The sequence below is a fragment of the Leucobacter celer subsp. astrifaciens genome, from assembly GCF_001273835.1.
Lineage (GTDB): Bacteria > Actinomycetota > Actinomycetes > Actinomycetales > Microbacteriaceae > Leucobacter > Leucobacter celer.
The window spans coordinates 135,845-160,372 of record NZ_JHEI01000138.1; the positions used below are offsets into that span (position 1 = coordinate 135,845).

The 24,528-nt window shown below is 68.6% G+C and carries 18 protein-coding genes and 1 tRNA gene; 7 read left to right on the forward strand and 12 right to left on the reverse strand.

Annotation, left to right across the window (positions count from 1 at the left end; translation table 11 throughout):
* Positions 1-6: 6 nt before the first annotated feature.
* Positions 7-594, forward strand: a complete 588-nt coding sequence (locus AMS65_RS12035; RefSeq protein WP_053384403.1) for a MarR family winged helix-turn-helix transcriptional regulator — start codon at positions 7-9, stop codon at positions 592-594.
* Positions 595-763: 169 nt separating this feature from the next.
* Here the strand turns inward: AMS65_RS12035 and AMS65_RS12040 are convergent.
* The 3 genes from AMS65_RS12040 to AMS65_RS12050 form a co-directional block, all read right to left on the reverse strand.
* Positions 764-855, reverse strand: a tRNA-Ser gene (locus AMS65_RS12040).
* Between the two features lie 105 nt (positions 856-960).
* Complete coding sequence (locus AMS65_RS12045; protein WP_053384404.1) at positions 961-2,256, reverse strand: LCP family protein; 1,296 nt, start codon at positions 2,254-2,256, stop codon at positions 961-963.
* Positions 2,257-2,444: 188 nt separating this feature from the next.
* Entirely contained in the window at positions 2,445-4,997 is a 2,553-nt protein-coding gene (locus AMS65_RS12050; RefSeq protein WP_053384405.1) for a helix-turn-helix transcriptional regulator, read from the reverse strand.
* A 288-nt stretch (positions 4,998-5,285) separates the two neighbouring features.
* On the opposite strand from AMS65_RS12050, the gene AMS65_RS12055 reads away from it, so the two are divergent.
* The 3 genes from AMS65_RS12055 to trpS all read left to right on the forward strand — a co-directional run bounded on the left by AMS65_RS12055 (position 5,286) and on the right by trpS (position 8,402).
* Positions 5,286-6,164 (forward strand): exodeoxyribonuclease III, encoded by an 879-nt coding sequence (locus AMS65_RS12055; protein WP_053384406.1) that lies wholly within the window; start codon positions 5,286-5,288, stop codon positions 6,162-6,164.
* A gap of 175 nt (positions 6,165-6,339) precedes the next feature.
* Complete coding sequence (locus AMS65_RS12060; RefSeq protein ID WP_053384407.1) at positions 6,340-7,197, forward strand: exodeoxyribonuclease III; 858 nt, start codon at positions 6,340-6,342, stop codon at positions 7,195-7,197.
* Between the two features lie 185 nt (positions 7,198-7,382).
* A complete protein-coding gene (gene trpS, locus AMS65_RS12065; RefSeq protein WP_053384408.1) occupies positions 7,383-8,402 on the forward strand; it encodes a tryptophan--tRNA ligase in 1,020 nt (339 codons plus the stop codon).
* Positions 8,403-8,602: 200 nt separating this feature from the next.
* Here the strand turns inward: trpS and AMS65_RS12070 are convergent, their stop codons facing one another.
* On the reverse strand, positions 8,603-9,640 hold the full coding sequence (locus tag AMS65_RS12070) for an alcohol dehydrogenase catalytic domain-containing protein (RefSeq protein ID WP_053384409.1): 1,038 nt from the start codon (positions 9,638-9,640) through the stop codon (positions 8,603-8,605).
* A gap of 182 nt (positions 9,641-9,822) precedes the next feature.
* Between AMS65_RS12070 and AMS65_RS12075 the strand changes: the two genes are divergently transcribed.
* A complete protein-coding gene (locus AMS65_RS12075; RefSeq protein WP_053384410.1) occupies positions 9,823-11,973 on the forward strand; it encodes a bifunctional lysylphosphatidylglycerol flippase/synthetase MprF in 2,151 nt (716 codons plus the stop codon).
* 13 nt (positions 11,974-11,986) lie between these two features.
* Here the strand turns inward: AMS65_RS12075 and AMS65_RS12080 are convergent, their stop codons facing one another.
* The 8 genes from AMS65_RS12080 to AMS65_RS12115 all read right to left on the reverse strand — a co-directional run bounded on the left by AMS65_RS12080 (position 11,987) and on the right by AMS65_RS12115 (position 22,295).
* The gene (locus tag AMS65_RS12080) at positions 11,987-13,591 is read right to left on the reverse strand and encodes a GMC family oxidoreductase (RefSeq protein ID WP_206541988.1); all 1,605 of its coding nucleotides are present in this window, start codon (positions 13,589-13,591) and stop codon (positions 11,987-11,989) included.
* Between the two features lie 11 nt (positions 13,592-13,602).
* On the reverse strand, positions 13,603-15,045 hold the full coding sequence (locus AMS65_RS12085; RefSeq protein WP_053384411.1) for an aldehyde dehydrogenase family protein: 1,443 nt from the start codon (positions 15,043-15,045) through the stop codon (positions 13,603-13,605).
* A gap of 52 nt (positions 15,046-15,097) precedes the next feature.
* A complete protein-coding gene (locus tag AMS65_RS12090) occupies positions 15,098-16,282 on the reverse strand; it encodes an acyl-CoA dehydrogenase family protein (RefSeq protein WP_053384412.1) in 1,185 nt (394 codons plus the stop codon).
* A 43-nt stretch (positions 16,283-16,325) separates the two neighbouring features.
* The gene (locus AMS65_RS19815; protein ID WP_053384413.1) at positions 16,326-17,861 is read right to left on the reverse strand and encodes a sugar ABC transporter ATP-binding protein; all 1,536 of its coding nucleotides are present in this window, start codon (positions 17,859-17,861) and stop codon (positions 16,326-16,328) included.
* Positions 17,858-18,880: an ABC transporter permease gene (locus tag AMS65_RS12100; protein ID WP_053384414.1), complete on the reverse strand. Its 1,023-nt coding sequence runs from the start codon at positions 18,878-18,880 to the stop codon at positions 17,858-17,860. The genes AMS65_RS19815 and AMS65_RS12100 overlap by 4 nt, the downstream gene beginning before the upstream one ends.
* Positions 18,881-19,034: 154 nt before the next feature.
* Positions 19,035-20,102, reverse strand: a complete 1,068-nt coding sequence (locus AMS65_RS12105) for a sugar ABC transporter substrate-binding protein (protein ID WP_053384415.1) — start codon at positions 20,100-20,102, stop codon at positions 19,035-19,037.
* Positions 20,103-20,214: 112 nt separating this feature from the next.
* On the reverse strand, positions 20,215-20,673 hold the full coding sequence (locus AMS65_RS12110) for a hypothetical protein (protein WP_053384416.1): 459 nt from the start codon (positions 20,671-20,673) through the stop codon (positions 20,215-20,217).
* Entirely contained in the window at positions 20,670-22,295 is a 1,626-nt protein-coding gene (locus AMS65_RS12115; protein WP_053384417.1) for a GMC family oxidoreductase, read from the reverse strand. Before AMS65_RS12115 ends, AMS65_RS12110 begins: the two co-directional genes overlap by 4 nt.
* A gap of 299 nt (positions 22,296-22,594) precedes the next feature.
* Here AMS65_RS12115 and AMS65_RS12120 point away from each other — a divergent pair, with 299 nt between their 5' ends.
* Both AMS65_RS12120 and AMS65_RS12125 read left to right on the forward strand, forming a co-directional pair.
* Positions 22,595-23,746, forward strand: coding sequence for a dihydrodipicolinate synthase family protein (locus AMS65_RS12120; RefSeq protein WP_053384454.1), 1,152 nt, complete (start codon positions 22,595-22,597; stop codon positions 23,744-23,746).
* Positions 23,739-24,524, forward strand: coding sequence for an enoyl-CoA hydratase/isomerase family protein (locus AMS65_RS12125; protein WP_053384418.1), 786 nt, complete (start codon positions 23,739-23,741; stop codon positions 24,522-24,524). Before AMS65_RS12120 ends, AMS65_RS12125 begins: the two co-directional genes overlap by 8 nt.
* The last annotated feature ends 4 nt before the right edge of the window (positions 24,525-24,528 follow it).

A 24,528-nucleotide genomic window follows, 5' to 3' on the forward strand; every position in this document is an offset into this window, starting at 1 on the left:
GGTGACGTGCAGAAGAACGAGGAGAAATCAGGCGAAGACGCCATCGCCTCGAATCTCTACGCTTTCACCGAGGCCAACGGTGCTCCGCAGCTCGCGGAGGCCGCGCACCTCGCCCCCCAGGATCTCGCCGAGATCAGCGAGCTCATGAACGCGCTCGCCAGACTCCGCGAGGCGGAGCTCCGGCTCTCGGAGGCATCCAGGAAGTACATGCGCCTGAGCACGCAGGACATGCGGGCGCTGCACTACCTGATCGTCGCGAAGCGCCAGGGAGAGACGGTGACTCCGAGCATGATCGCGGCGCACCTGCGCGTGTCGGCCGCCTCCACGACGAAGCTCCTCGGACGGCTCGAGAAGGGCGGGCACATCATCCGGCACATCCACCCGTCGGACCGACGTGCATTCGTCATCGAGATCACGCCCGAGACCCAGGCGTCCGCGCAGGAGACGGTCGGCCGGCTCCAGGCCCGACGGTTCTCCTCAGCCGCGCGGTTGACCAGCGCCGAACGAGCGGTCGTGACACTCTTCCTCGACGACATGACCGAGCAGATCTCCCTGAAGAATGCCGATTGGGCTCAGGAGCCGAGCACCTCCTGATGCGCACGGCCGCTCCTCGCGTCTTCCGCGGGGCGGGACTCCCGAGGCTGGGGAACCTCGCAGGGTCGGCGCCCACCCCATCAGCGAGCAGTGCCTGCTCGAGCGCGCGGACCCCGTCGAAAACACCAGCGGGACCCTGCCGAAGCAGGGTCCCGCTGTGTTGTTCATCTGGCGGAGACGGGGGGATTTGAACCCCCGGTCAGGTTTTAGCCCGACCCTTCATTAGCAGTGAAGTCCGTTCGGCCGCTCCGGCACGTCTCCATACGCGAACAACGTCATCCATTCTAACCGGACGACCCGCCCCGCAGGAAATCGTGCGCGCTCCAACGCAGCCGCTCAGCCGCACGGGGCGCCGCGCTCGAGGCGTCAGAAGACCGTGCGCCCGGCAGAGCAGGTCGCGGTGCTCGCGTCCTGCCCGGTGATGCCCTCCGGCAGCAGCACCGCACCGTTCTCGTCGGTCGCCGGGCCCTCGGGCTCCACCGGCGCGTTCGGGTCGACCGGGGTCTCGGCGTTCGGATCCTCGACGGGAGCGTTCGGATCCTCGGCCACCGCGCCGGAATCCTCGGCCGCTTCCTCGCCCTCCTTGACGACACCCTCGCCGGTACCGGTCACCGAGAAGGGCTGACCGCTCTCGAGCACCTCGAAGAGCACCTGGGCGTTGAGGGAGTCCGGGGTGAGACGCCCCTCCTGATAGGGGTGCGTGAACGACGGGTACTGCACGAAGTTGATGCGGTCGAGATCGATGTCCTTCACCGTGCCCGCGACGGCCTGCATGAACTGCACGCTGGCCATGCTGCTGGAGAGGGTCAGGTTGTCGACGCCCGCCTTCGCGAGCCCGTACACCTTCACCGGGTCGGAGAGCGTGTCGGCGCTCTTCAGCTGCCGCACGAGCGCAGACATGAAGACCTGCTGGTTGCTGATGCGGCTCGTATCGCCGCCGTCGCCGACGCCGTGCCGCGTGCGCAGGAACTGCAGGGCATCCGAACCCTCCAGCGTGTTCATACCCGCGGGCAGGTCGAGCCCCGTGTGCTCGTCGACGATGGGCTGGGTGAGACAGACCTCCACGCCGCCGATCGCGTTGGAGATGCCGATCACGCCGTCGAACGTGACGAGCCCGGCGTAGGGGATGCTCATGCCGGTCAGCTCTTCGATGGTGCGCACGACGCAGGGCAGACCGCCGTACATCATGGTGCTGTTGAGCTGCTGCTCGCTCATGGCCGGGTAGTAGTCGGGCTGGCCGTCCTCGCTGGGGCAGCTCGGGATCGGGAGCATGAGGTCGCGGGGGAAGCTCACCACGGTGGCGTTCTGGTGGTCGGCGGAGACGTGCAGCATCAGGGTGACGTCGTTGAGCTCGCCCTCCTCGCCGTCCTGATAGCTCTGGCCCTCGCGCGAATCGGATCCCACGAGCAGGATTGTCAGCGCCCCGTCGATGGACTGGTCGCCGGCTCCGACCGCGTCGGCTCCCGGCCCGAGATCGACGGTGCGCACATCGGAGACCAACCCCCACACCGCGTAGGTGACGGTCGCGACACCGCTCAGCGCGACCACGATCGCAGTGGTCAGCAGCACGCGGAACGCATTACCCCAGCCGCTCGAGCGGCGCAGCCTGCCGTGACGCACCGAGGTCGAGCGATCCGCCCCTGCAGCGAGTTTCTTGGCCATTCAGCTTCCCGGAGTTCCTGCGAGCAGCGACAACCGCACTCGACGATAACGCCTCAATCTACCCGAGGCTACTGTGTGCGTCCTTGGAACCCCGGAGCGGATCGGCGCGGGATCTGCGCGGGATCCGCGCTAGATCGGCGCGGGATCCGCGGCAGCAGCCGCGACTCCTCCACGGCGCGCGGCGCGGCTCAGACGGATGTCAGCGCCGCGCGATTCCGCGTCACCCAGCGCCACAGCTCATCGCGGTTCTCGATGCCGAGCTTGGCGAAGATGTTGGAGAGGTGCGTCTCGACGGTGCGCACCGAGATGTACAGCCGCTCCGCGATGAAGCGGCTCGTGTGCCCCAGAGCGGCCAGCAGCACGACCTCGCGCTCCCGCGCGGTGAGGCCGGGGGCGGGGGGCAGCGGCAGCCAGACGCCGAGATCGGCGAGTAGCCGCACCTCGGGCTCGTCGCTGTCGGCCGGGCTGAATCCGGGCTGCGCGGCGATGCGCTCGATGTGCGCGGCGAAGGCGTCCCCCACCGTCGGGTCGATGCCCGCGGCGATGCTGCAGGCGCGAGCGCGAAGGCCAGCAGACGGCGCACGCCCCTCGAACGCGATCGCGTGCAGCGCCTGCAGCTCGATCAGTCCCAGATCCTCGGCGCGCGCCCACTCCGCGATGCGCTCCGCCTCGTCGAGCGCGTCGCCGCACCGCAGCCACTGTCGCGCGCGCAGCGCGAGGATCGCGCCGTGGCCGCCGAGGGCCCGGCCGATTCCGGGCCTCGGCGACTCCGAGGCCCGGATCGCGCGCAGCGCCGCTTCGCGCTCTCCGAGCACCGCGAGCGCCAGTGCGAGCGCCGCCTGCACGAGCGGTTCCAGACCGTACCGGTCGCGTCGCGCGAAGCGATCCACCAGGCGCTCAGCGCTCTCGACGACCTCGCCCCAGCGGCCGTCCTGCACTCCGAGCAGCACGGCGCCCACTTCGACCAGCCCTGAATAGCGGGCTTCGGCGTGCGTATCGGCGTAGGCCTCCTCGACCAGCTCGTCGAGCACCTGCCGCGCGTTCTCGGCGCTTCCGCTGCCCCAGTACCCGAGCAGCCAGCAGAAGCCCTGAAGGTCGATGTGATCGGTGCGGGAGCGGGTCCCGAGGCGGCTGAGCCGACGCGCGTTCTCGGCGCTCGCGACAGCGCGGTGGAGCAGGCCCTGCTGCTCGAGGATCAGCGCCTGCACGGCGCGGGCCGGAGACCGCACCCACTCCACTCCGAGATCGGCGGACAGCTCGGCTTCCGGACAGGCCTCGGCCGCCGCGCGGATGCGACCCGAGCAGGCGAGCAGGAGCACCCGTGTGCTGCGCACCATCTCCGCGGCGACCGGATCCTCCGCCCGCTCCGCATCCCGATCGAGCCGGTCGAGCGCGAGAAGCGACTGCCCCACTTCTTCGCCGTCCCACACCAGCTGGCAGATCAGCGCGGTGCGCAGCGCGATGCAGAGCCGGGGGCCGACCGACTCCGACCGCTCAGCATCGCCGAGGATGCCGTCGATGACGCGCATCGTGCCGCGCAGGGCGACGTCGTCCCCCAGCAGACTCGCGATGCGGAACGCCCGCAGCGCCGCAGCGCCCGCCTGTTCGCTCTCCGCCTCGGGATGCACGGCGGTGGCCATCGCCAGCCGCAGGATGACTCTGGGGTCGCCGTTTCGCGCCGTGAGTTCGAACGCCGTCCACAACCACGACAGCGGGATGTCCCTGCCGCCCTCGAGTCCGAACACCACGAGACGCATCAGCCGATCCGGCATGTGCGTCGGATCCACCCCGCCGCGATCCTCGTCGAGCGCGCGGAAGATGCGGTCGTTGAGCTGGATGCGGCGCACGGGCGACATGCGCGTCCGGAGCGAGGCGGCGAGCAGCGTGTGCCCGAGCACCAGCGAGAGGCCGCCCTCGTGCATCTGGGACGCCACGAGCCCGCGTTCGAACAGCTGCGACAGGCAGCCGGCGTCGAGGCTGCGCAGCAGCGCCGTCTCCACGACGGGCTCGGCCAGCGCGATGGTCTCGAGCACGTCGACCTCCTTCGGGCTGCAGGCGTCGGTGATGAGCTCGGCGAATTCTCCGGGCACGTAGTCCTCGTCCGAGGACACCCACGCGGTCCCCCGGTTGCGCTGCACCGCGCCCGTCCGATCGCTCGCGAGCGCGAGGACGGAGAGCGCGTGGCGGTTGCCGTCGGAGGCCTGGTGCCACCGATGCAGTGTCTCGGCCTCGATCCGCTCCACACCCAGCAGCGAGGCGAGGTAGGCCTCGCTCTCGGCGCGGTCGAGCGGGCCGATCGAGATCAGGCGCCCGTTCGGTCCGTGGCAGAGCCGTTCGACTTCGCTCGTCAGGTGCTTCGCCGTCGCGATGATCCGCGTGCGGCGCGTGCTCGCGAGACGGGTGAGATGAGTGAAGATCTGCGCGTCGAGCGGCGAGTAGTCGTCGATGTCCGGAGCGACGAGGATCATCTCGCACCCCTCGGCGCGGCGCTCGAACTGCTCGAAGATGCGATGCGACAGGTCGACCGGGCTCTGTTCGCCCTCGAGCACTCTGAGGTCGCCGGAGAAGATCGACGCGACACCGCTCGCGGCGTGCGGAGGATTGGGCAGCACCAGCACTTCGATGCCGCCGAGTCGTTCGTGCAGTTCATCGGCCGCCTGAACGGCGAGGAAGGCCTTCCCGTTCCCCTGCTCTCCGATGAGCACGGTTACTGACGCCGGAGCATTGGCAGCGGTGATCACGCGTTCGAGTCGATGCGTACCCGCTCCTGCTGTTCGATCGCGGCGCCCATTGTCGTCGTGAGAGCCGCCACTCCCACGACGGGACCCGACAGGCATATTGTTTCCCTCCCTGTTCCCTCGCCCCCCGATTCCCCTTGAGCCAGATTCTCACCCCGCCTCTGCTAAATAGCAAGCGATTCTCAGACTTTAGTCATAGGCGCACGGCGTGTTGCCTGGACAAAGGTCCATCCTGTTTGTATTGAAAGTCCAGATCGCATCCGCCGTTCGCGGTGCCGATACGCTAGAACCATGCGCATCGCCACCTGGAACGTCAACTCGATCCGCACCCGTTTCGGCCGCGTCGTCGACTGGCTCGTGCGCGAGGACATCGACGTGCTGGCCATGCAGGAGATCAAGTGCCGGCCCGAGCAGTTCCCGGTCGACGCCTTCGCCCAGGCGGGGTACCAGCTCGAGATCCACGGACTGAACCAGTGGAACGGCGTGGCCTTCGCGAGCCGTCACGAGATGACCGACGTGGCGCGCTCCTTCACGGACATGCCCGGCTTCGGCAAGCCCGTGAAGGGCCAGGAGGCGGTGCAGGGCACGGGCCCGAACGGGCTGCCGCTCGAGGCCCGCGCACTCGGCGTGACCGTGGGCGATCTCCGGCTGTGGAGCCTCTACGTGCCCAACGGCCGGGCACTGGGCGACCCCCATCTCGAGTACAAGCTCGCATGGCTCGAAGCTCTGCGGCACGACGCCGAGAGCTGGCTCGAAGAGGATCCGGATCTGCCGCTCGCGCTGATGGGCGACTGGAACATCGCCCCCCTCGACGGCGACATGGGCGACCCCTCGTTCGTCGTCGGCGAGTCCACCCACGTCTCCCCGGAGGAGCGGGCGATGCTCGCCTCGTTCTCGCCGACGGTCGAGGACGTGGTGCGCCCCATCGTTCCGGAGGGCTACACCTTCTGGGATTACAAGGCCGGACGCTTCCCCAAGGACCAGGGCATGCGCATCGATTTCATCATGGGGTCGCGCGCCTTCGCGGACGCCGTCACCGGAGCGTCGATCGAGCGCGACGAGCGCAAGGGCGACTCCCCGAGCGACCACGTCCCCGTGGTGTGCGACATCGATCCCTCGCTGCTCGGCGACACCTTCGAGGACGAGTACGACCGGCCCATGGTGTTCTGACTTGTAGCGCTGCCCCGGGGCGGATCGGGATCTCGCGAAGGCGACGCGTCCATCCGCGGCCGGCGCTCCGCGCTGGCCGCTCCCGCCAGACCCAGCCAGCGTCCGCCTTCGCGAGATCCCGATCCGCCCTCCCCATACAAGCGTGGTGGAGGAGAAGAAAGTTAGACTTGTGGGCATGTCAGAGTTTCTGCGCGTAGCCTCCGTCAACGTCAACGGCGTCCGTGCCGCGTACCGCAAGGGCATGGGCGACTGGCTCGAGAACCGGGGCATCGATGTGCTCGCGATGCAGGAGGTGCGCGCGGACGACTCGCACCTGCTCGAACTGCTCGGCGACGGCTGGCACATCCTGCACGATCCCTGCCAGATCAAGGGTCGCGCCGGCGTCGCGATCGCGAGCCGCGTGCCCGCCGTCGAGCACCGCGTCGGGCTCGGAGCGCTGGACGCCCAGGAGAGCATCCAGTCGTCGGGCCGCTGGCTCGAGGCCGACTTCGAGCTCGGAGGATCCCCCTTCACCGTGATCAGCAACTACACGCACTCCGGCGAGGTCGACACCCCCCGCCAGGAGGCGAAGTGGGCCTTCCTCGACGCCATGGGCGCGCGCATGAACGAGCTCATCGACGAGCGCGAGCTCGTCGCCATCGTGGGCGACTTCAACGTGGGCCACCGCGAGTTCGACATCAAGAACTGGCGCGGCAACGTGAAGCGGTCCGGCTTCCTGCCCCGCGAGCGCGCCTACTTCGACCGCTTCTTCGGCCCCCGCGGCGAGGCCGTGCTGGGCGTCGACGGCACCGAGGGCCCCGGCTTCGGTTGGGTCGACGTGGGCCGCCGCTTCCACGGCGAGATCGACGGCCCCTACACCTGGTGGTCCAACCGCGGCCAGGCCTTCGACAACGACACCGGCTGGCGCATCGACTACCACGTGGTCACCCCGACGCTCGCGGAGCGGGTCGAGAACTACGCCATCGACCGCGCCGCCTCCTATGCCGAGCGATGGTCGGATCACGCGCCCGTCATCGTCGACTACCGCGCCTGAGCCTCGCGGTGCGGGGCCGGATCCCGCTCCTCGCAGCCCTCCATCCGCGGCCGGTGCTGCGCACGGGCCGCTCCCGCCAGACCCGGCCAGGCTGCTCGGCCCGGGATCCGGCCCCGCACCGCTCACCTTCTTCAGGCGGCATCACCGCCTAGGCCTCGTTTGTAAGGGAAAGAGAACCCCACACCATGACCGTTAGTCCCACCACGTCGTCCAAGCCCGTCCTCTTCTCCGGCATGCAGCCCTCCAGCGACTCGCTGCAGCTCGGCAACTACATCGGCGCGCTCAGCCAGTGGACGCAGATGCAGGAGGACTACGACGCCTTCTTCTGCGTGGTCAACCTGCACGCCATCACCGTGCCGCAGGATCCGGCCGAGCTCGTGGCCCGCACCCGGCGCACCGCCGCCCAGTACATCGCCGCCGGCATCGACCCGCAGAAGTCCACCCTGTTCGTGCAGTCGCAGGTGCCGGCGCACGCCGAACTCGCCTGGGTGCTCAACACGGTCACCGGCTTCGGCGAGGCCAGCCGCATGACCCAGTTCAAGGACAAGTCGCAGAAGCAGGGCGCCGACGCCGCCTCGGTGGGCCTCTTCACCTACCCGATCCTGATGGCCGCCGACATCCTGCTGTACCAGGCCGCGAGCGTGCCGGTGGGCGAGGATCAGCGCCAGCACGTCGAGCTGACCCGCGACCTCGCCGCCCGCTTCAACTCCCGCTTCGGCGAGACCTTCGTGGTGCCGGAGGCGCAGATCCCGAAGGGCACCGCGAAGATCTACGACCTGCAGGAGCCGACCGCCAAGATGTCGAAGTCGGCCGAGACCGAGGCCGGCCTCATCAAGGTGCTGGATCCCGCGAACGTGACGAAGAAGAAGATCATGCGCGCGGTCACCGACGCCGACGGCGAGATCCGCTTCGACCGCGAGGCGAAGCCCGGCGTCTCGAACCTGCTCACCATCTACTCGGTGCTGTCGGAGCGGTCGATCGACTCGGTGGTCGAGGAATACTCGGGCCGCGGCTACGGCGACCTCAAGAAGGGTCTCGTCGAGGTGGTCGAGGGGAGCCTGGCCCCGGTCCGCGCGCGCACCGAGGAGCTGCTGGCGGATCCGGCCGAGCTCGACCGCCTGCTCGCGGCGGCCGCGGATCGCGCGAACGAGGTGGCGAACCGCACCCTCGACCTCGTCTACGACCGGATCGGCCTGCTGCGGTAGCGCGAGACGCAGCCCGTATTTCGGCTCTCACCCGTATTTCGGATCGATTCGCGAGTTTTCTTCCGAAAGACGGGTGGGAGCCGAAATACGGGGCTCAGAACCCTGCTCGGGATCCCAGGCTTCGACTCGCCTGCGGCTCGCTCACCCAGCGGAGGCTGCTGCCGGTTGAGCGAGCGAAGCGAGTCGAAATCCGAGGCGCCCTACGGCACGAGCACGGCGCGCCCCTGCACGCGGCCGTGATGCAGATCGTCGAAGGCCTGCACGGCGTCGTCGAGGGAGTACCGCACCACCTCGACGCCGATCTTGCCGGCACGCGCGAGTCCGAGCACCTCCAGCAGCTCCGCCCGGGTGCCGCCGTAGGCGCGCTCGATGTTGACGCCCCAGGGCAGCTCGTTCGCGGAGGCGGCGTAGTCGAAGTGCCCGCCGCCGAGCCCGACGAAGCGGATCGCCCCGCCGCCGCGCACGACGGCGAGCGCCAGATCCACGGTGGGCTGCACGCCCACGAAGTCGAGCACCACGTCTGCGCCCGTGCCACCGGTCTCCTCCAGGATGCGAGCGGCGGCGTTCGCGTCGCTCGGCAGCGCAAGGTCGGCGCCGTGGGATTCAGCGAAGGCGAGCTTCTCGGGGTCGGTGTCGAGCGCGATGATGCGCGCGCCCGTCGTGGCGGCGAGGATCTGCAGAGCCATGTGCCCGAGACCGCCGAGTCCGATCGTGACGACGGTCGCGTCGCCGGTCATCCGATCCCGCACCGAGTTGATGGCGTGCATCGGGGTCAGGGCGGCGTCGGCCAAGGGGGCTGCGGCAACGGGATCGAGACCGCCCAGGGGCAGTAGATGGTGCGCTTTCACCGCGATGTAGTCGGCCATGCCGCCGGGGCTGCCGATGCCCGGGGAGAGCGGCGCAAGAGCGGAGCGCGGATAGAAGATCTCGCACTGATTGTCGCGGCCCGCGAGGCACTCCCGGCACTTCCCGCAGCAGAGGATCAACGCCACGATCGCGCCCTCCCCCTCGCTCCAGCCGCTCACGTCCGCCCCGACCTTCGCGACGGTGCCCGCCACCTCGTGGCCGAGCGTGCTGCCGATGAGCGGGTTGTCGTCGCCCATACCGATGATGGTGATGTCGGAGTGGCAGAGGCCGGCGCCGCCGACCTGCAGCAGCACCTCGTCCGGGGCGATCTCGGGGACGGGCTTGTCCTGGAGCTCGACCGTGTCGTTCTTCACGTAGGTCACTGCGCGCATCGCTTCTCCTGTTCCGGCCGCGGGGCTCGCGGCCACGGTGGGTCAGGGCGTCGGATCAGCGTCCTCGCTTCCAGGGTACTCCCGCCCGCGCCATAAAACATCAGGCGTTGCTTTTCGTTCACGGCTCGTTCCGCGTCGCATACGCCATGGTTCCGGACCCCCGAGATCCTTAGACTGGGTCCATGACCGACGACGACGTCAGCACCCGGGCCGCGGGGGCCGCCGAGGCCGCTCCCCGGTCGCGCCGCGCGCTCGCAGTGCTCCGGCGAACCCCGTTCACGATCGCCCTCGTGCTCGCGATGCTGATCGTCGGCGCGGCCACCGGCACACTGCTCGCCCCCGCCTCGGAGCAGCCCTGGTACTCGCAGGTGGCGACCGGGCTGCCCGCCTTCGCCGAGGGACGATGGTGGACGATCCTCACCTCCCCCTTCTTCGTGGATCACCCGCTCGTCTTCCTCACGCTCCTGCCGCTCGTGATCGGCGGCGTCGGCTGGGCGGAGTGGCGCTTCGGCTCACCGCGCACCATCGCGCTCTTCGCCGCCGGGCACGCCATCGGGGTGCTCGGGGCCGCCGGGATCCTCGCCCTCGTCTCGCAGGGCGGCTGGCCGTGGGCGGTGCGGCTCTCCGAGACGTACGACGTGGGACCCTCCTGCGGCGCTCTCACGGCCCTGGTCTTCGCGATCGCAACGCTCCCGGCCCCGTGGCGGCTGCGAGCGCGCATCGCGATCGCGGTGTGGGTGGGCATCTCGGTGCTGTACCTGGGTCAGCTGCACGATCTCGAGCACGCGGTCGCCATGGTCGCGGCGCTCGCGGCGAGCGGCTGGCTGCCCGCCTTCCGGCATCCGGCGGGCCGTCCGAGCCAGCGCGAGTGGCGCCTCATCGGACTCGCGGCGCTCATCACGGTCGGCGCCGTGCAGGTGCTCGACCTCGTCGTCCCCTACGACGGGCCGCTCGGCAGCAACGATCCGACGGCCCCGCTGATCGACGTCGCCATCGACGTGGTGATCATCCTGCTCATCGCCAACGGCATCAGGCAGGGCTATCGCGTCGCGTGGATCGCGGCGATCGTGCTCGGAGCCTTCAACGTGGCGACCGGCCTGCTGGGTCTGGCGCTGCTGCCGCTGCTCGTCGAAGTCGGCGCGCTCGACTCGCCGGGCGAAGTGCTCGGCCTGCTGATCGCGCCCACGTTCTTCTGGGCCGCGACCCTGCTCCTGCTGATCGTGGGGCGCGGCGCGTGGCGGGTGCGGCTGCGCACCTCGCGGCGCGAGGTCGCCGCCGAACCCCTGAGTCGGGAGCAGCTGATCGATCGGCTGCGGCGCTTCGGCGGCGGCACGATCTCGTGGATGACCACCTGGGAGGCGAATACCCGCGTCGCCGCGTCGGGCGGGGGCGCGATCGGCTACCAGTCGCACGCCGGCGTGGCGGTGATGCTCGGCGATCCCATCACGGCCGAAGCCTCTCGTGTCGATGCGCTCGCCGAGTTCCAGCGGCGGACGCAGCACGCCGGCCTGATCCCCTGCGTCTTCTCCGCGAACGAAGCCACCGCGGCCGCGCGGCCGCACGGGTGGCGCTCGGTGATCGTGGCGGAGGACACGATCGTCGACCTGCCGGGACTCGAGTTCAAGGGCAAGGCGTGGGGACCGGTGCGCACCGCGATGAACCGGGCCGGCCGGGAGGGCATCGAGTTCCGCATGGTGCGCCTGGCCGAGCAGCCGTGGAACGTGCTGGCGCAGGTGCGGGCGATCTCCGAGCAGTGGACCGGGGACAAGGGGCTGCCCGAGATGCGATTCACGCTGGGCACGGTCGATGAGGCGCTGGATCCCGAGGCGCTCGTCGGCCTCGCCGTCGACGGGGAGGGCAGCCTGCACGGGGTGACCTCGTGGCTGCCGGTCTACGGACCGGCGGATCCCTCGAACGGCGAACCCCGGATCGTGGGTTGGACCCTCGACCTGATGCGGCGACGCGACGGCGGTTTCGGCCCGGTCATGGAGTTCCTCATCGCGGCGTCGGCGCAGCACTTCTCGGACGAGGGCTACGCCTTCGTCTCGCTCTCGGGGGCTCCGCTCGTGCGTCCCGAGCAGGCCGAAGCCGGCCCGGTGGATCAGGTGCTCGAGCAGATCGGCGGTCTCATCGAACCGCTCTACGGGTTCAAGTCGCTGCACCGCTTCAAGCAGAAGTTCAACCCGCGCCACGAGTCGCTCCACCTGCTCTACCGGGATGAGGGCGACCTGCCCCGCATCGGCATCGCGCTCACCCGCGCCTACCTGCCCGACGCATCGCTGCGGGATCTCGTCGCGTCGGCGGCCTCGGTCGGCAAGACCGAGGCCGAGTAGGCGCGGGCCCGGTTCAGCCGGCTTCGCCGAGGATCAGCGCGGCGCCCTTCTCCCCGATCATCATCGCCGGCGCCTGCGTGTTGCCGCTGATGATCTCCGGCATGATCGAGGCGTCGACGACTCGCAGGTGGTCCACTCCCCTGACGCGCAGCTCCGGATCCACGACCGCCAGGTCATCGGCGCCCATTCTGCAGCTGCCGACGGGGTGATAGTCGGTCTTCGCCCACCGGGTGATGAAGTCGCGCAGGCCCTGCTCGTCCTGTACGTCATCGCCCGGGAGCATCTCGCTGTCGATGTAGGGCGCGAAAGCCGGCATGCTCAGGATCCGGCGAATGATCTTCATCCCCTCGATCGAGATGCGCCAGTCGTCCTCGTCGGCCAAGTAGTTGGGGTCGATGATCGGGTTCTCGTCAGGGTCGGCCGAGTTCAGGCGGATCTCACCACGACTCTTCGGGCGGGCGACGTTGGCGAGCACGGTGAAACCGTGGCCCTTGACCTTCTCCGCGGTCCGCTCTCCGTCCTTCCACTGCACGACGACGGGGAGGAAGTGGAGCTGCAGGTCGGGGCGGTCGAGCGAGGGATCCGTCCGCAGGAAGGCACCGGCCTCGGTCACGGTCGCGGTCGCGGGGCCCGTCCTGAAGAGCGTGTACTGGATGCCGTGCTTCAGCATGCGCAGCGCGCGATCCTCACCGGTGTAGCTCACCGGTTCCCGCGTGGCCACGGTGACGAACACCTCGAGCTGATCGTGCAGGTTCTTGCCGACGCCGGGGAGATCGTGCACGGGATCGACGCCGACATCGCGCAGTTCGTCTGCGGGACCGATCCCCGAGAGCAACAGGATCCTCGGCGAATTGATCGCTCCGGCGCTGAGGATCACCTCCCTACCGGCCAGTGCTCGGCTCTTCTGCCCCTTCCGCCGGTACTCGACGCCCGTTGCGACGCCGTTCTCGACGAGCACGCGCGTGACGTCCGCATCGGTGAGCACGGTGAGATTGCGGCGTTTGCGGACCGGGTGCAGGAACGCGGTCGAAGCGCTCTCGCGTCGGGCCTTCCGCTGCGTCACCTGGTGGAAGAAGACGCCGTCCTGCGCCGCTCCGTTGTGATCCGGGGTGAACGGAATGCCGCTCTGCTGCGCCGCGCGCACGAAGGCCTGCGAGAGCGGATTGTGCTGCACCTGGTCGGCGACGTTGAGCTCGCCCTCCGTGCCGTGGTACTCATCGGCGATGCGCTCGTTGCGCTCGTGCTTCTTGTAGTACGGCAGCACGTCGTCGTATCCCCAGCCCGGATTGCCGCGGTCCCGCCATCCGTCGTAGTCGGCTCGGTTGCCGCGCACGTAGAGCATCGCGTTGAGAGAGGTGGAGCCGCCGAGAACCTTGCCCTGCGGCAGGAACATCATGCGGTTCGCCATGTGCTTCTGGGGTGCGGTGTCGAAGATCCAGTTCACGGAGGTGCCCATCACCTTGCCGAACCCCGCGGGGATCTTCAGGAGCATCGAGGAGTCCTCGCCTCCCGCCTCGAGCAGCAGCACCCGGTGCTTCGGATCCTCGCTCAGCCGATTGGCGAGCACGCAGCCGGCGGCGCCCGCGCCGACGATGATGAAATCGTAAGTGATTGCCACGATGTCCTCTCCTACTGTCCGAAGTCCGGGAAGCCCGCGGGCTGCGTCGGCATGATGCCGCGGAACGAGATGTTCTTCAGGTGCGTCATCTCCTCGAAGCTGATCTCCAGCCCCTCCCGCCCGAAGCCGCTGAGCTTCCTGCCGCCGTAGGCGATGGCATCGGGGCGATAGAGTCCCGTGGCGTTGATGGAGACGGTGCCGGCCTGGAGATGGTGCGCCGCGAACATCGCCGCCTGCGCGTCGTTCGTGAACACCGAAGCGTTGAGGCCGAAATCGGTGTCGTTCGCGATCTTGATCGCCTCGACGTCGGACTCGTAGCGGATCACGGGGAACACCGAGGCGAAGATCTCCATGTCGGTCGCGACGTCGGTTCCCGCCGCCACGTTCGCGAGAACAGTCGGAGCGAAGTAGTTGCGGTCTGCGACGCCCGTGCCGTGCACGATCTCGGCGCCCTGCTCGACGGCGCGCGCCACCTGCTCGGTCGCGGTCTGCGCGGCGCGGGCGTGGATGAGCGGCCCCATGCCGACGTTCCGGTCGAGGTTCGGATCGCCGATACGGATCGGGGTCAGCTTCTCGACCAGGAGCCGGGTGAACTCGTCCAAGATGTCCGCGTGCACGATCAGACGCTTGTTCGAGCAGCAGATCTGCCCGTTCGCCTGGGTCCGCCCGAAGACCGCCTGCTCGATCGCGAGATCGAGATCGGCATCGGGGCGCACGATCAGCGGATCGTTCCCGCCGAGCTCGAGCATCACCGGAGTGAGTCGTCGAGCTGCGGAGCGAGCGACGCTGATGCCCGCCGCGGTGCTGCCCGTGAGAGAGAGGATGTCGATTCCCGGGTGCTCGGCGAGCGCGGCCCCGACGTCGCGGCCGCGACCGGTGAGGATCTGCAGCGCGTCGCGAGGCACGCCGGCATCCCAGATGAGTTCCGTCGCGCGCATCACCGTGAGCGGGGCGGCCTCGGCGGGCTTGATGATGACGACGTTGCCCGACGCCAGAGCCGCCGCGGTTTTATGCGAGAACAGATCCATCGGAGCGTTGAAGGCGATGATCGCCCCGAGGACGCCGCGGGGCTCTCGACGGGTGAAGATCAGATCGCGCTCGGTACCCGGCTGGGCGTCACCCGGAATCGTGATGCCGTGCTGACGCACCGCTTCGGCGCCGTACGAGGCGAAGAGGCGACTCGCGGTCCCGATCTCGGCGAACGCCTGCTCCCAGGGCTTGCCGTTCTCCCGGACGAGCAGCTCCGCCAGCTCCTCCTGATGCTCGGCGATAAGGCGGGACGCCTCGTGCAGGCGCCGGGACCGCTCGTGCGCGGGGACGGCCGCCCAGGCGGGAAACGCCGCGCGGGCGCGTGCCACGAATCCGTCGAGGGTCTCAGGCGTTTGGACCTCGATCTCGCCGATCTGCGCATCGTCGGCTGGGTTGAGGACGGGGATGCGTTCAAGTGTTGACACGATCGGGCTTCCTTGCTGCTTCTCTGGGGTGGTTTCGGGTGGCCGGTGGGGACTAGGAGACGGGAACGAAGGGGTATCCGAGTCCGCCGCGAAGGTGCTGACGCACGGCGCGGCGGCCGAGCATCGTCTCGTGGATCTCGCTGGTGCCGTCGAAGATCTGCGTCACCTTGGCGTCGCGGTGCAGGCGAAGAGTCGGCGAGTCCGCCGCGAGCCCCTCCCCGCCGAAGATCTGCATCGCCTCGTCGGTGTGCTTGCGGGCCTCGTCGCTGGCGAAGAGCTTGGCCATCGAGATGATGTCCTGGTTGCCGCCGTCGCCGTCGCTGAAGCTCTCCGCGGCCGCGAGGGTGAGCAGGCGAGCCGCCTGGTAAGCGGTGCTCATGCGACCGATCTTGGTCTGGATCGAGGGGAGGTCCCCGATCCGACCGCCGAAGGCCTCTCGCGTCGCGGCCCGGTCTACGCTCAGCTCGATCGCCCGGCGCAGGAAGCCGCACGCGTAGGAGGCGGCCTCGATGCGGGCCATGTTGAGCCCGTCCATCATCCCGGCGAACCCGTCGCAGCGAAGCGCGTGAGCCGCGGGCACCCGCACGTCCTCGAAGGTCAGCGTGCCGTTCGGCATGCCGCGGAACCCCGAGAGCTCGGTCCCGGCCTCGCCGTGCGCGCCGGCGCTCGACATGTCGACGACGAGCGCCACGGTTGCGGCGTCGCGCGCGTCGGAGTCGACCTTCGCGAGCACGATGGCGTAGCTGCAGACCGGTGCGAGACCGATCCAGCACTTGCTGCCGTTCAGCACATAGGTGTCGCCCTCCCGCCGAGCCACGGAGGTCAGCGCCCGGATATCGGTGCCGGCCTGGGGCTCGCTGATCGCGAACGCGCCGAAGATCTCCGCTCGCACCGTGGGCCCGATGTACCGCTCCTGCAATTCGGGATCCGCGTAGCGCGCGAGCAGATACGTGTGCAGGCGCGCGACGCTCACCGCGAGCGCCACCGGAGCCGACTCGGCGGCGATCCGCTCGGTGGTCTCGTGGATGAGCCCGGTGCGATCGAGACGGAGCTCACCGTCCTCCCCGAACAGCAGCGACTGCAGCCCGAGCTCCGCGGCCGAGGACAGCAGGTCGGGGAAGAACTCCCGTTCGCGGTCGATCGCCGCCGACCGGGGCCTGACCTGTTCGACGCAGAACGCCTCGAGCCGCTCAAGCAGCTGCTCGTCCGTCGGGGTGTCGTTCTTGAGTGTGTTCATCTCGTATCTCGATTCGTCGTCTGATCGCACCGGTGCAGTGGGGCTATCCGGCGAGTGCCATGCGGGCGATGTCTTCCTCGGTGGCGCCGGCAGCATCCACGTCGCCCACGATCCGCCCGCCGCGCATCACGAGCACACGATCGCAGCTCGTCAGCAGCTCGGGGATCACGGAGCTGACCATCAGCACGGCGAGGCCCTGTTTCGCCAGCTCCCTGATGAGGCCGAGGATCTCCTCCTTCGCGCCGATATCGATGCCCTTGGTCGGTTCGTCGAGCAGCAGGATCCGGGGGTTCGTCGCCAGCGCGCCGGCGATCACCACCTTCTGCTGGTTGCCGCCGCTCAGACTCTCGACCGCGACGTCGGGGCCGGCCACCTTGATGCGGAGCTGCTTGATGTACTTCTCGGCGAGCTCGGCTGAGCGCTTGCGCGACGTGAAGAGTCCCGGCGTCAGGGATCCGAGCGCAGCGAGGTCGATGTTCTCCTGCACCGACGCACCGAGCACGAGGCCCTGCTCCTTGCGGCTCTCCGGCACGAGCGCGAGGCCCTTCCGCATCGCGGCGAACGTCGACGACGGAACGTATTCCTCGCCGAGCAGCTCGATGCTTCCGCTGCGGATGTGGTGCTCGCCCATGAGCGCGAGCATCAGCTCGGTGCGGCCGGAACCCACGAGGCCGCCGACGCCGAGGATCTCACCGGCGTGCAGTTCGAACGTTGCGCTCTGCAGGCCCTCGGCGACGAGATCGGAGACAGCGAGCACGACCTCGCTGGTCGCGTCCGACTCGTGGCGCGCGGAACGATCGATGTCGCGGCCGGTCACCAGTCTGATCAGGCGCTCGTTGTCGACCTCGCTGATGGGACAGGTCGTGACGAGCTCGCCGTCGCGGAGACAGGTCACCGTGTCGGCGATGTCCATGACCTCCTCGAAGTCGTGGGACACGAGAATGACGGTCTGTCCCGCCGCGCGGAGGCGGCGTACGAGGTCCATGAGCTTGCGGGCATCGTGCGTGGCCAACGAAGAAGACGGCTCGTCGAGGATGATGACTCGCGCGTGCGTCGCGACCGCGTGGGCGATCTCGAGCAGCTGCTGCTGCGGAGTCGTCAGGGATCCTGCGACGTCGTTCGGAGAAACGTCCAACCCGACGAGTTCGAGATAGGGGATGGAGTCGCGCCGCATCTTCTTGCGCTGTACGAAGCCCGCGCGCGTCGGCTCCAGGCCGAAGAGCACGTTCTCGGCGACGCTGAGCGACGGCTTCACGCTGAGTTCCTGGTGCACCATGGCGATGCCGTAGTTCTTGGCTTCGTAGGGGCCGGAGAACTCGACCTGTTCGCCATCGACCAGCAGCTCGCCGCCATCGGCTTTCTGCACGCCGGCGATGATCTTCGCGAGGGTCGACTTGCCCGCGCCGTTCTCGCCGACGAAGGCGTGCACGGTTCCGGGCAGCACTCGAACGGACACGTCATGCAGCGCGACGTTGCCGCCGAAGACCTTGTTCACACCGCGCACCTCGACGGCGGCGCCCTCGACCGTGGTGATCAGGCGGGTCGCGCCGACGAGTGCTGTGGAATCGGTGGCGCTCACAACTTCGCCTTCCGCTTGCGGCGCACGACGAAGTCGAGCAGCACGGCGAACAGGATGACGAGGCCGGTGAGGATCTGCTGCCAGTAGGTGGGCACATCCATCAGCGTAAGGCCGTTGCCGAGAACCGCGATGAGCAGCGCACCGAGGAACGTGCCGCTGAGCTTGCCGTATCCGCCCATGAGGCTGGTCCCGCCGACGACGACCGCAGCGATCACGTCGAGCTCGAGGCCGACGAACCCGGCCGGTTGCCCCGAGTTGAGGCGAGCCGTGGCCATCGCCGACGCGAGGCCGACGCAGGTGCCGGCGAAGACGTAGACGAAGATGTTGACGCTCGTGACGCGCACTCCCGAGAGACGCGCGGCCGTTGCGTTGCCGCCGACGGCGTAGATACGGCGGCCGATCTTCATGCGGGAGAGGATCAGGTACCCGATGAAGAAGGTCAGCGCCATGATGACGATGGGCACCGGCACCGGGCCGATGTACCCCTGCCCGAGCCAGGTGAACGGCGAGTCGGCCGGGAGCGGCACCGGGTTCGCATTCGTGAGGAGCAGGGCGGTGCCGCGCCACGCGGTGAGGCCCGCGAGCGTGGCGATGAAGGCCGGGACGTGGAGGACGCCGATCACGACGCCGTTGATGAGGCCGATGAGCGCGCCGACGCCGAGGCACACGATGAGTGCGAGGATCGTCCATCCGACGCCGCCGCCCGGACCGGCGTTGAGCACCAGTGCTGTCACGACTCCGCAGAGCGCGATGACCGAGCCGACCGAGAGGTCGATGCCCGCGATGAGGATGATCATCGTGGCTCCGACTGCTGCGACGGCGACGATGGAGACCTGACGCAGGACGTTCAGGCCGTTGAAGGCGGTGACGAAGTTGGGTGCGATGATGGCGAAGACGACGATCAGCAGGATGACTGCACCGAGCAGCCCGAACTGGCGGAGATCGATCCTTCGCCGGTTCTGGGACCACGTCGTGCTGGACTTCGCCGCCGCGCCGACCTCTTCTTGAGGAGTCGGCACGCGACTCTGCGTAGACGGTGTGGGGTGTGCGTTCATGAGCGATTCCTTCGACTCACGGCGGCTGCGCGCCATGCTCAGGGTGTTGAGTGGTCCGCTTCGGAGGCGGGTGCGCCCGCTGCGCGCAGGGCCCGCCTCCGAAGCGGAATGGTCCGAGTTACCAGGCCGGCGTCTTGCCGCCTTCGATCGCCTGCAGGTCGACGAGATCGCCGACCATCACCTTAAAGGCGGGGACTTCCTCGCCACGGAGGCAGGAGACCAGCAGCTTGGTCGCTTCGCCGGCGCTCGGCAGGTGGTCGACGGTGGCCAGGGCATCGCCGTTCTCGATCGCGTCGTACATCTCCGGCTGGCCGTCGATGCCGACCACGGAGACCTGGTCGCTCAACCCGGCCGCCTTGACCGCGTCGATCGCGCCCAGGGCAGCCTCGTCGTTCGCGCCGAAGACCAGCTGCACGTCGGGGTTCGCAGCAAGAATCGCGTCCATGGCGTCCTGCGAGGGCTGGCGGCGGTACTCGCCCGCCTGCTCGGCGACGATATCGAAGTTGCCGTTCTCGAGCAGTGCGCGCTTGAACATGCCCGTGCGGGCCACGCTCGAGACGTCGCCGGTGATGCCGCTGATGACCGCGACCTTCACGGGCTCCTCGCTATCGCCGAACTCGTTGACGACGAACTCGCCCACCTTGGCGCCCTCCTCGCCGTACGGGGCGAGGAACTGGACGACCGGATTCACGCCGGTCATTCCCTTTCCGGTGAAGGCGTAGGGGACATCGGCCTCCTCGTAGCTCTTGAGAATGGGCTGCAGGCCCTCGGTGGTCGCGGGCATCAGCAGCAGGCCGTCGGGGCTCTGGTTGAGTGCGGTCTCCAGCGTCGACAGCTGCTTGTTCACATCGTCGTCGCCGGACTGCACTGTGACGGTGGCGTTGACCTCGGATGCCGCCTTCTTCGCCGCATCGACCTGCGCGTTGAGGAACGGATGGGAGAGCCCCTCGATCGAGAACGCGATGTCGACGGACTCGTCGGCACCGACGGTCACGGGGCAGGTGTTGCTGCCTTCTCCGCTCTCGGCCGCGGCCTGAATGTACAGGTTGCCCTCGAGGCTCTGATCGATCTCGGCGAGCTGGGTCTCGTTGTCGGCGGCAGAGCCTCCGCCGCCGTTCGCCGAGCATCCGGCGGAGCCGAGCAGCAGGGCCGCACAGGCGAGAACTCCGAAAGTCTTCTTATACATGGTGGGTGTGCCTCATTTCGTGTTCGACGGGTCCGCCGCGCCTCTGCGACGCAGTCCCCGTATGGGTGAGTGTTGACGGTTCGAGATTCATGGCAGCCGCAGGAAGTTGGGGTCAGCGCCCGGGGGTCGGCCGGTAGATCGCCCCCCGCGCCACAACGGCCTCCGTGAGGGCGACATCCTCCGGGTGGCCGCCTGGTTCGATGGGATCGGGCCGCTGACCGGCGTAGCCGAGCGCGGCTCTCACCTCCTCGCTCATCAGGTACGCCGCGGGGAGGATCGTGGTGAGCACTTCCCAGGAGGGATCGTCCGCCTGGCGGAGCCCGGCAAGCGCCGCGTCGAGGTCGGCCTCCCTGCACTGATCCACCGCCGCGAGGAAACGGCCGACGAGATCGGGCCGAGCGACGAGCGCGACATCGAGATGACGGCCGGCGGTGTCTGCCGCGTCGACCGAGGGCAGCAGCGCGTCATCGGGCATCAGCCGGTCGGCGATGTCGCGGATCAGCACGCGGGTGTCGGCGGCGATCTGCGGCGGCGCGGGTCGGGGATCGCTCAGCTGCACGGGCCTGGTCATTTCGCCACCTTCTGGAATCGGCGTTCTTCGACGAGATGCTCGGTGTTGCGCAGCGCGAGCGCCGCAATGGTCGCGGTCGGGTTCATGCCCGAGGAGGTCGGCATCACGCTGCCGTCCATGACGAACAGGTTCGGCACGTCATGGCTGCGCCCCCACCCGTCCACGACCGAGGTCTCGGGGTCATCGCCCATGAGCACCGTGCCGAGATGGTGGAACGCGCTCTCCTTGATCCAGGAGCCGCGGATCACCTGGCTCGCGCCGGCGGCCTGCATGGACTCCATGGCCCGGTCGAGGTGGAACTTCAGCATCCGATCCGAGTTCTCGGAGGTCGTGTACTCGATCTTCGCGATCGGGTCGCCCCAGCGATCGGTCCGGGCGGGATCCAGCACGATCCGATTGTGCTCCTCGGGGAGATCCTCGGAGATGATCGCCCACCACGCCGATCGCGAGAGCCGGGAGCGGAGACCCTCCTGGAACCCGTCGCCCCAGATCGAGTTCTCCGATCCCCAGGGGTAGGAACGTGTCGCGGTGAGCGGGCCGCCACCGGGGAGGAGGCCCCACTTCGCTCCGCGCACGAAGTCTCGAGAATCGTCGGTCTCGTAGAACTCGAGCGAGTGCATCTGCTGCCCGTGCACCCCGCGTGTAGTGCCCAGGTCGTCATCCCAGACACCGATGACCTGGCCGAGCGGGTGCATCATCAGTCGCTTGCCGATCAGGCCGGTCGAATTGCCGAGCCCGTCATCGGAATCTCCGGAGAGCAGCATGAGCCGCGGGGTGCCGATCCCGTTCGCGCAGAGGATCACGATGTCCGCATCGACCCTGTGGTCCCGGCCATCGGCATCGGTGTAGACCGCACCGGTGGCGAGTCCGTCGGAACCGGTCGTGATGCGGCGAACATGCGCCCCGGTCACCAGATCCACGCCGCCGCGGACGAGTGCCGGCCAGTGGGTCAGATCCGGCGACGACTTCGCGTGCTCGACGCAGCCGCGCATGCAGGTGGCGCGCTGGGTGCACGCGCGCAGATTCGCCTCGGCGTAGTCGCGCGTGGCGATCGCGTTGGTCCCCGGCCACCAGTGCCAGCCGAGATCGTTGTGCGCTTGGGCAACGCGCCGTCCGTGCTCGCGAAGCGGAACGGCCGGCATGGGCGGGCGGTCTTCTGTGGCGGGGAAGGCCGGGTCGCCCGCGAGACCGGAGACCCCGAAGTCGCGCTCGACCCGCGCGTAGAAGGGGACGAGGTCCTCGTAGCTCAGCGGCCAATCGTCGGCCACGCCGTCGAGTGTGCGCACCTTGAAATCGGAGGGCATCTGGCGCTGCCACTGGGCCGCCCAGAGCAGGGCGCTCCCGCCGACGCCGTTCCACATGAGAGGCGTGAGCGTCGACTCGCTGTCGTCGAAGGGATATCCGGGATTGTTCGGATCCCGATTGGGGTCCCACGGCCAGTAGCGGTCGAGCGTCAGCTCGTAGTCCGGATGATCCGCCCGAGCATTGCCGTAGTCGGGCCACGGGCCCTGCTCCAGGACGATGACGGAGAAACCGTCTTCGCGAAGACGCTTCGCAGCGACGGCGCCGCTCGGCCCCGCCCCGACGATCAAAGCGTCGTACCGCTCCTGATGATTCCTCATTGAATTCCTCCGTAAGAGTGGGCGCTCCGGATGTTGACGTTGAGGTTCTCGGCAATGGAGAGCGCTTGCCGAAAAGATTACACACGGCATTACGAAAGAGTCAACTCACTTCGACAAAATCGTTACAACGGCTCAATTAAAGGGCACTTGCAGAAGTCCGACCCACTGGGCTAGTGTGGCAAGCACTTTCCATAAGACTCACGGATAGGCATAGAACTCACATGGGCGTGACGCTAGAAAACACCGGCGCAGTAGCTTCTCCGCATCAGCTCCGCGAGCCGATCGGCATCACAATCGCGTTGCCCGCGAAAGACGGAGGCACCGAGGAATACCGGCCCCGCACGGCCCTCCGGCTGACTCCGACGGCGAAGTCCGGGCAACGCTCGCGCATCTTCTACGCCGCACCGCACGTGATCGCATCGCCGCTCAGCGGCGGCAGCCTGCCCGCGAACGAGATCGACTGGGAGGCGACTGCCAGCTTTCGGGAGCACCTCTGGGACCTCGGTCTCGGCGTCGCGGAGGCCATGGACACGGCTCAGCGGGGCATGGGACTCGACTGGCAGGGCGCCAAAGAGCTCATCGCACGCACCAGCCGTCAGGCTCGCGAGCGCGGCGCGCTCCTCGTGTGCGGTGCCGCGACCGATCAGCTCCCCGAGGGGAGCGGAAGCAGCCTCGATGAGATCGTCGCGGCGTACGTGGAGCAGTGCGACTTCATCTTCGATCAGGGATCAACCCCCGTGCTCATGTGCAGCCGTCAGCTCGCGCGAGCCGCCCGCACGGCAGAGGACTACCGCTCCGTCTACGCCCGAGTGCTGGAGCAGTGCCGACGGCCCGTGATCCTGCACTGGCTCGGCGCGGCCTTCGACCCGCAGCTCGCCGGCTACTGGGGCGTCTCCTCGCTCGACGACGCCATCGGCAGCATCATCTCCCTCATCGAGGAGTTCTCGGACCGTATCGACGGGATCAAGGTCTCGGTGCTCTCCGCGGAGCACGAGATCTCCATGCGCAGACTGCTCCCCGAGGGCGTGCGCATGTACACCGGCGACGACTACAACTACCCCGAACTGATCCGAGGCGACGCCCACGGCCACAGCCAGGCGCTGCTCGGAGCGTTCAACCCCCTCGCAGTGGTCGCCTCAGCCGCGCTCGACGCGCTCGACGCGGGCGACATCGCCGGTTACGATGCGCTCATGCTCCCCACCGAACCGCTGGCCAAGCTGCTCTTCGCGGCTCCGACCGGCAGCTACAAGTGCGGGATCACGTTCCTCGCGTACCTGAACGGCCAGCAATCGCATTTCAAGATGCTCGGCGGCGCCGAGAGCCTGCGCTCGGTGGAGCACTACGTCGACGTCTTCCGCTTGGCGGACGAGGCCGGGGTGCTGCTCGACCCCGAGCTCGCCGTCGACCGCATGCACGAGTATCTGGCTCTTGCGGGAGTGCGCGATGCCTGATCCCACGAGCCTCGTCCGCCTCGAGCGGCCCTCGGTTCACCGCGCCGACATCGTGCTCGATCGCCCGCACAAACTCAACGCGCTCACCGCCGGGATGCTCGAGGAGATCGCGCGTATCTCGCACGAGCTGCACACGCTCGACACACCTCGCGCCGTGGTGCTGCGCAGCTCGACGACACGCGCGTTCTGCGTCGGAGCCGATCTCGTCGAGCAATCCGACCTCGAGGCCGCCGAGGAAGCATACCGCCTCAGCGAGCTGGGCTGCTTCGCATTCCAGGCGCTGGCGCAACTCCCCGTTCCAGTCATCGCCCAACTGGACGGGTACGTGCTCGGCGGCGGCCTCGAGCTCGCTCTGGCCTGCGATCTGCGCGTCGCGGGCGCCACCGCCCACCTGTCGTTCCCCGAGACCGGCCTCGGCAATTCCCCGGCCTGGGGAGGCACGGCCCGCCTCGCAGCGCTCGTCGGCCCGTCACGCGCCATGGAGATGCTGCTCACCGGCATGCCCCTCGACGCCGCCCACGCTGAGCGCTGGGGCCTCGTCAACCGCTCGACGACCGGGGACGCCGGCTCCGCGGTCGACGAGCTCGCCGACGCGATCACATCACGGGCCCCGATCGCACAGCGCGCGGTGAAGCGCACCATCCAAGCGACGCTTCCCCCCGCCGCACCGTTCTTCGATGCTCCCCATGCGGCGTTCCAGATCACGACGGCCGATTCCCGCGAAGGCAGAACCGCGTTCGCGAACCCGGACCGCACACCCGAATTCCGCGGAAAGTAGGCCA

Excerpts from the sequence above, each read along its gene's own strand:
- AMS65_RS12045 (WP_053384404.1), bottom strand. The coding sequence starts at position 2,256 with ATGGCCAAGAAACTCGCTGCAGGGGCGGATCGCTCGACCTCGGTGCGT.
- AMS65_RS12055 (WP_053384406.1), top strand. The coding sequence starts at position 5,286 with ATGCGCATCGCCACCTGGAACGTCAACTCGATCCGCACCCGTTTCGGC.
- AMS65_RS12060 (WP_053384407.1), top strand. The coding sequence starts at position 6,340 with ATGTCAGAGTTTCTGCGCGTAGCCTCCGTCAACGTCAACGGCGTCCGT.
- trpS (WP_053384408.1), top strand. The coding sequence starts at position 7,383 with ATGACCGTTAGTCCCACCACGTCGTCCAAGCCCGTCCTCTTCTCCGGC.
- AMS65_RS12070 (WP_053384409.1), bottom strand. The coding sequence starts at position 9,640 with ATGCGCGCAGTGACCTACGTGAAGAACGACACGGTCGAGCTCCAGGAC.
- AMS65_RS12075 (WP_053384410.1), top strand. The coding sequence starts at position 9,823 with ATGACCGACGACGACGTCAGCACCCGGGCCGCGGGGGCCGCCGAGGCC.
- AMS65_RS12090 (WP_053384412.1), bottom strand. The coding sequence starts at position 16,282 with ATGAACACACTCAAGAACGACACCCCGACGGACGAGCAGCTGCTTGAG.
- AMS65_RS12105 (WP_053384415.1), bottom strand. The coding sequence starts at position 20,102 with ATGTATAAGAAGACTTTCGGAGTTCTCGCCTGTGCGGCCCTGCTGCTC.
- AMS65_RS12110 (WP_053384416.1), bottom strand. The coding sequence starts at position 20,673 with ATGACCAGGCCCGTGCAGCTGAGCGATCCCCGACCCGCGCCGCCGCAG.
- AMS65_RS12115 (WP_053384417.1), bottom strand. The coding sequence starts at position 22,295 with ATGAGGAATCATCAGGAGCGGTACGACGCTTTGATCGTCGGGGCGGGG.
- AMS65_RS12125 (WP_053384418.1), top strand. The coding sequence starts at position 23,739 with ATGCCTGATCCCACGAGCCTCGTCCGCCTCGAGCGGCCCTCGGTTCAC.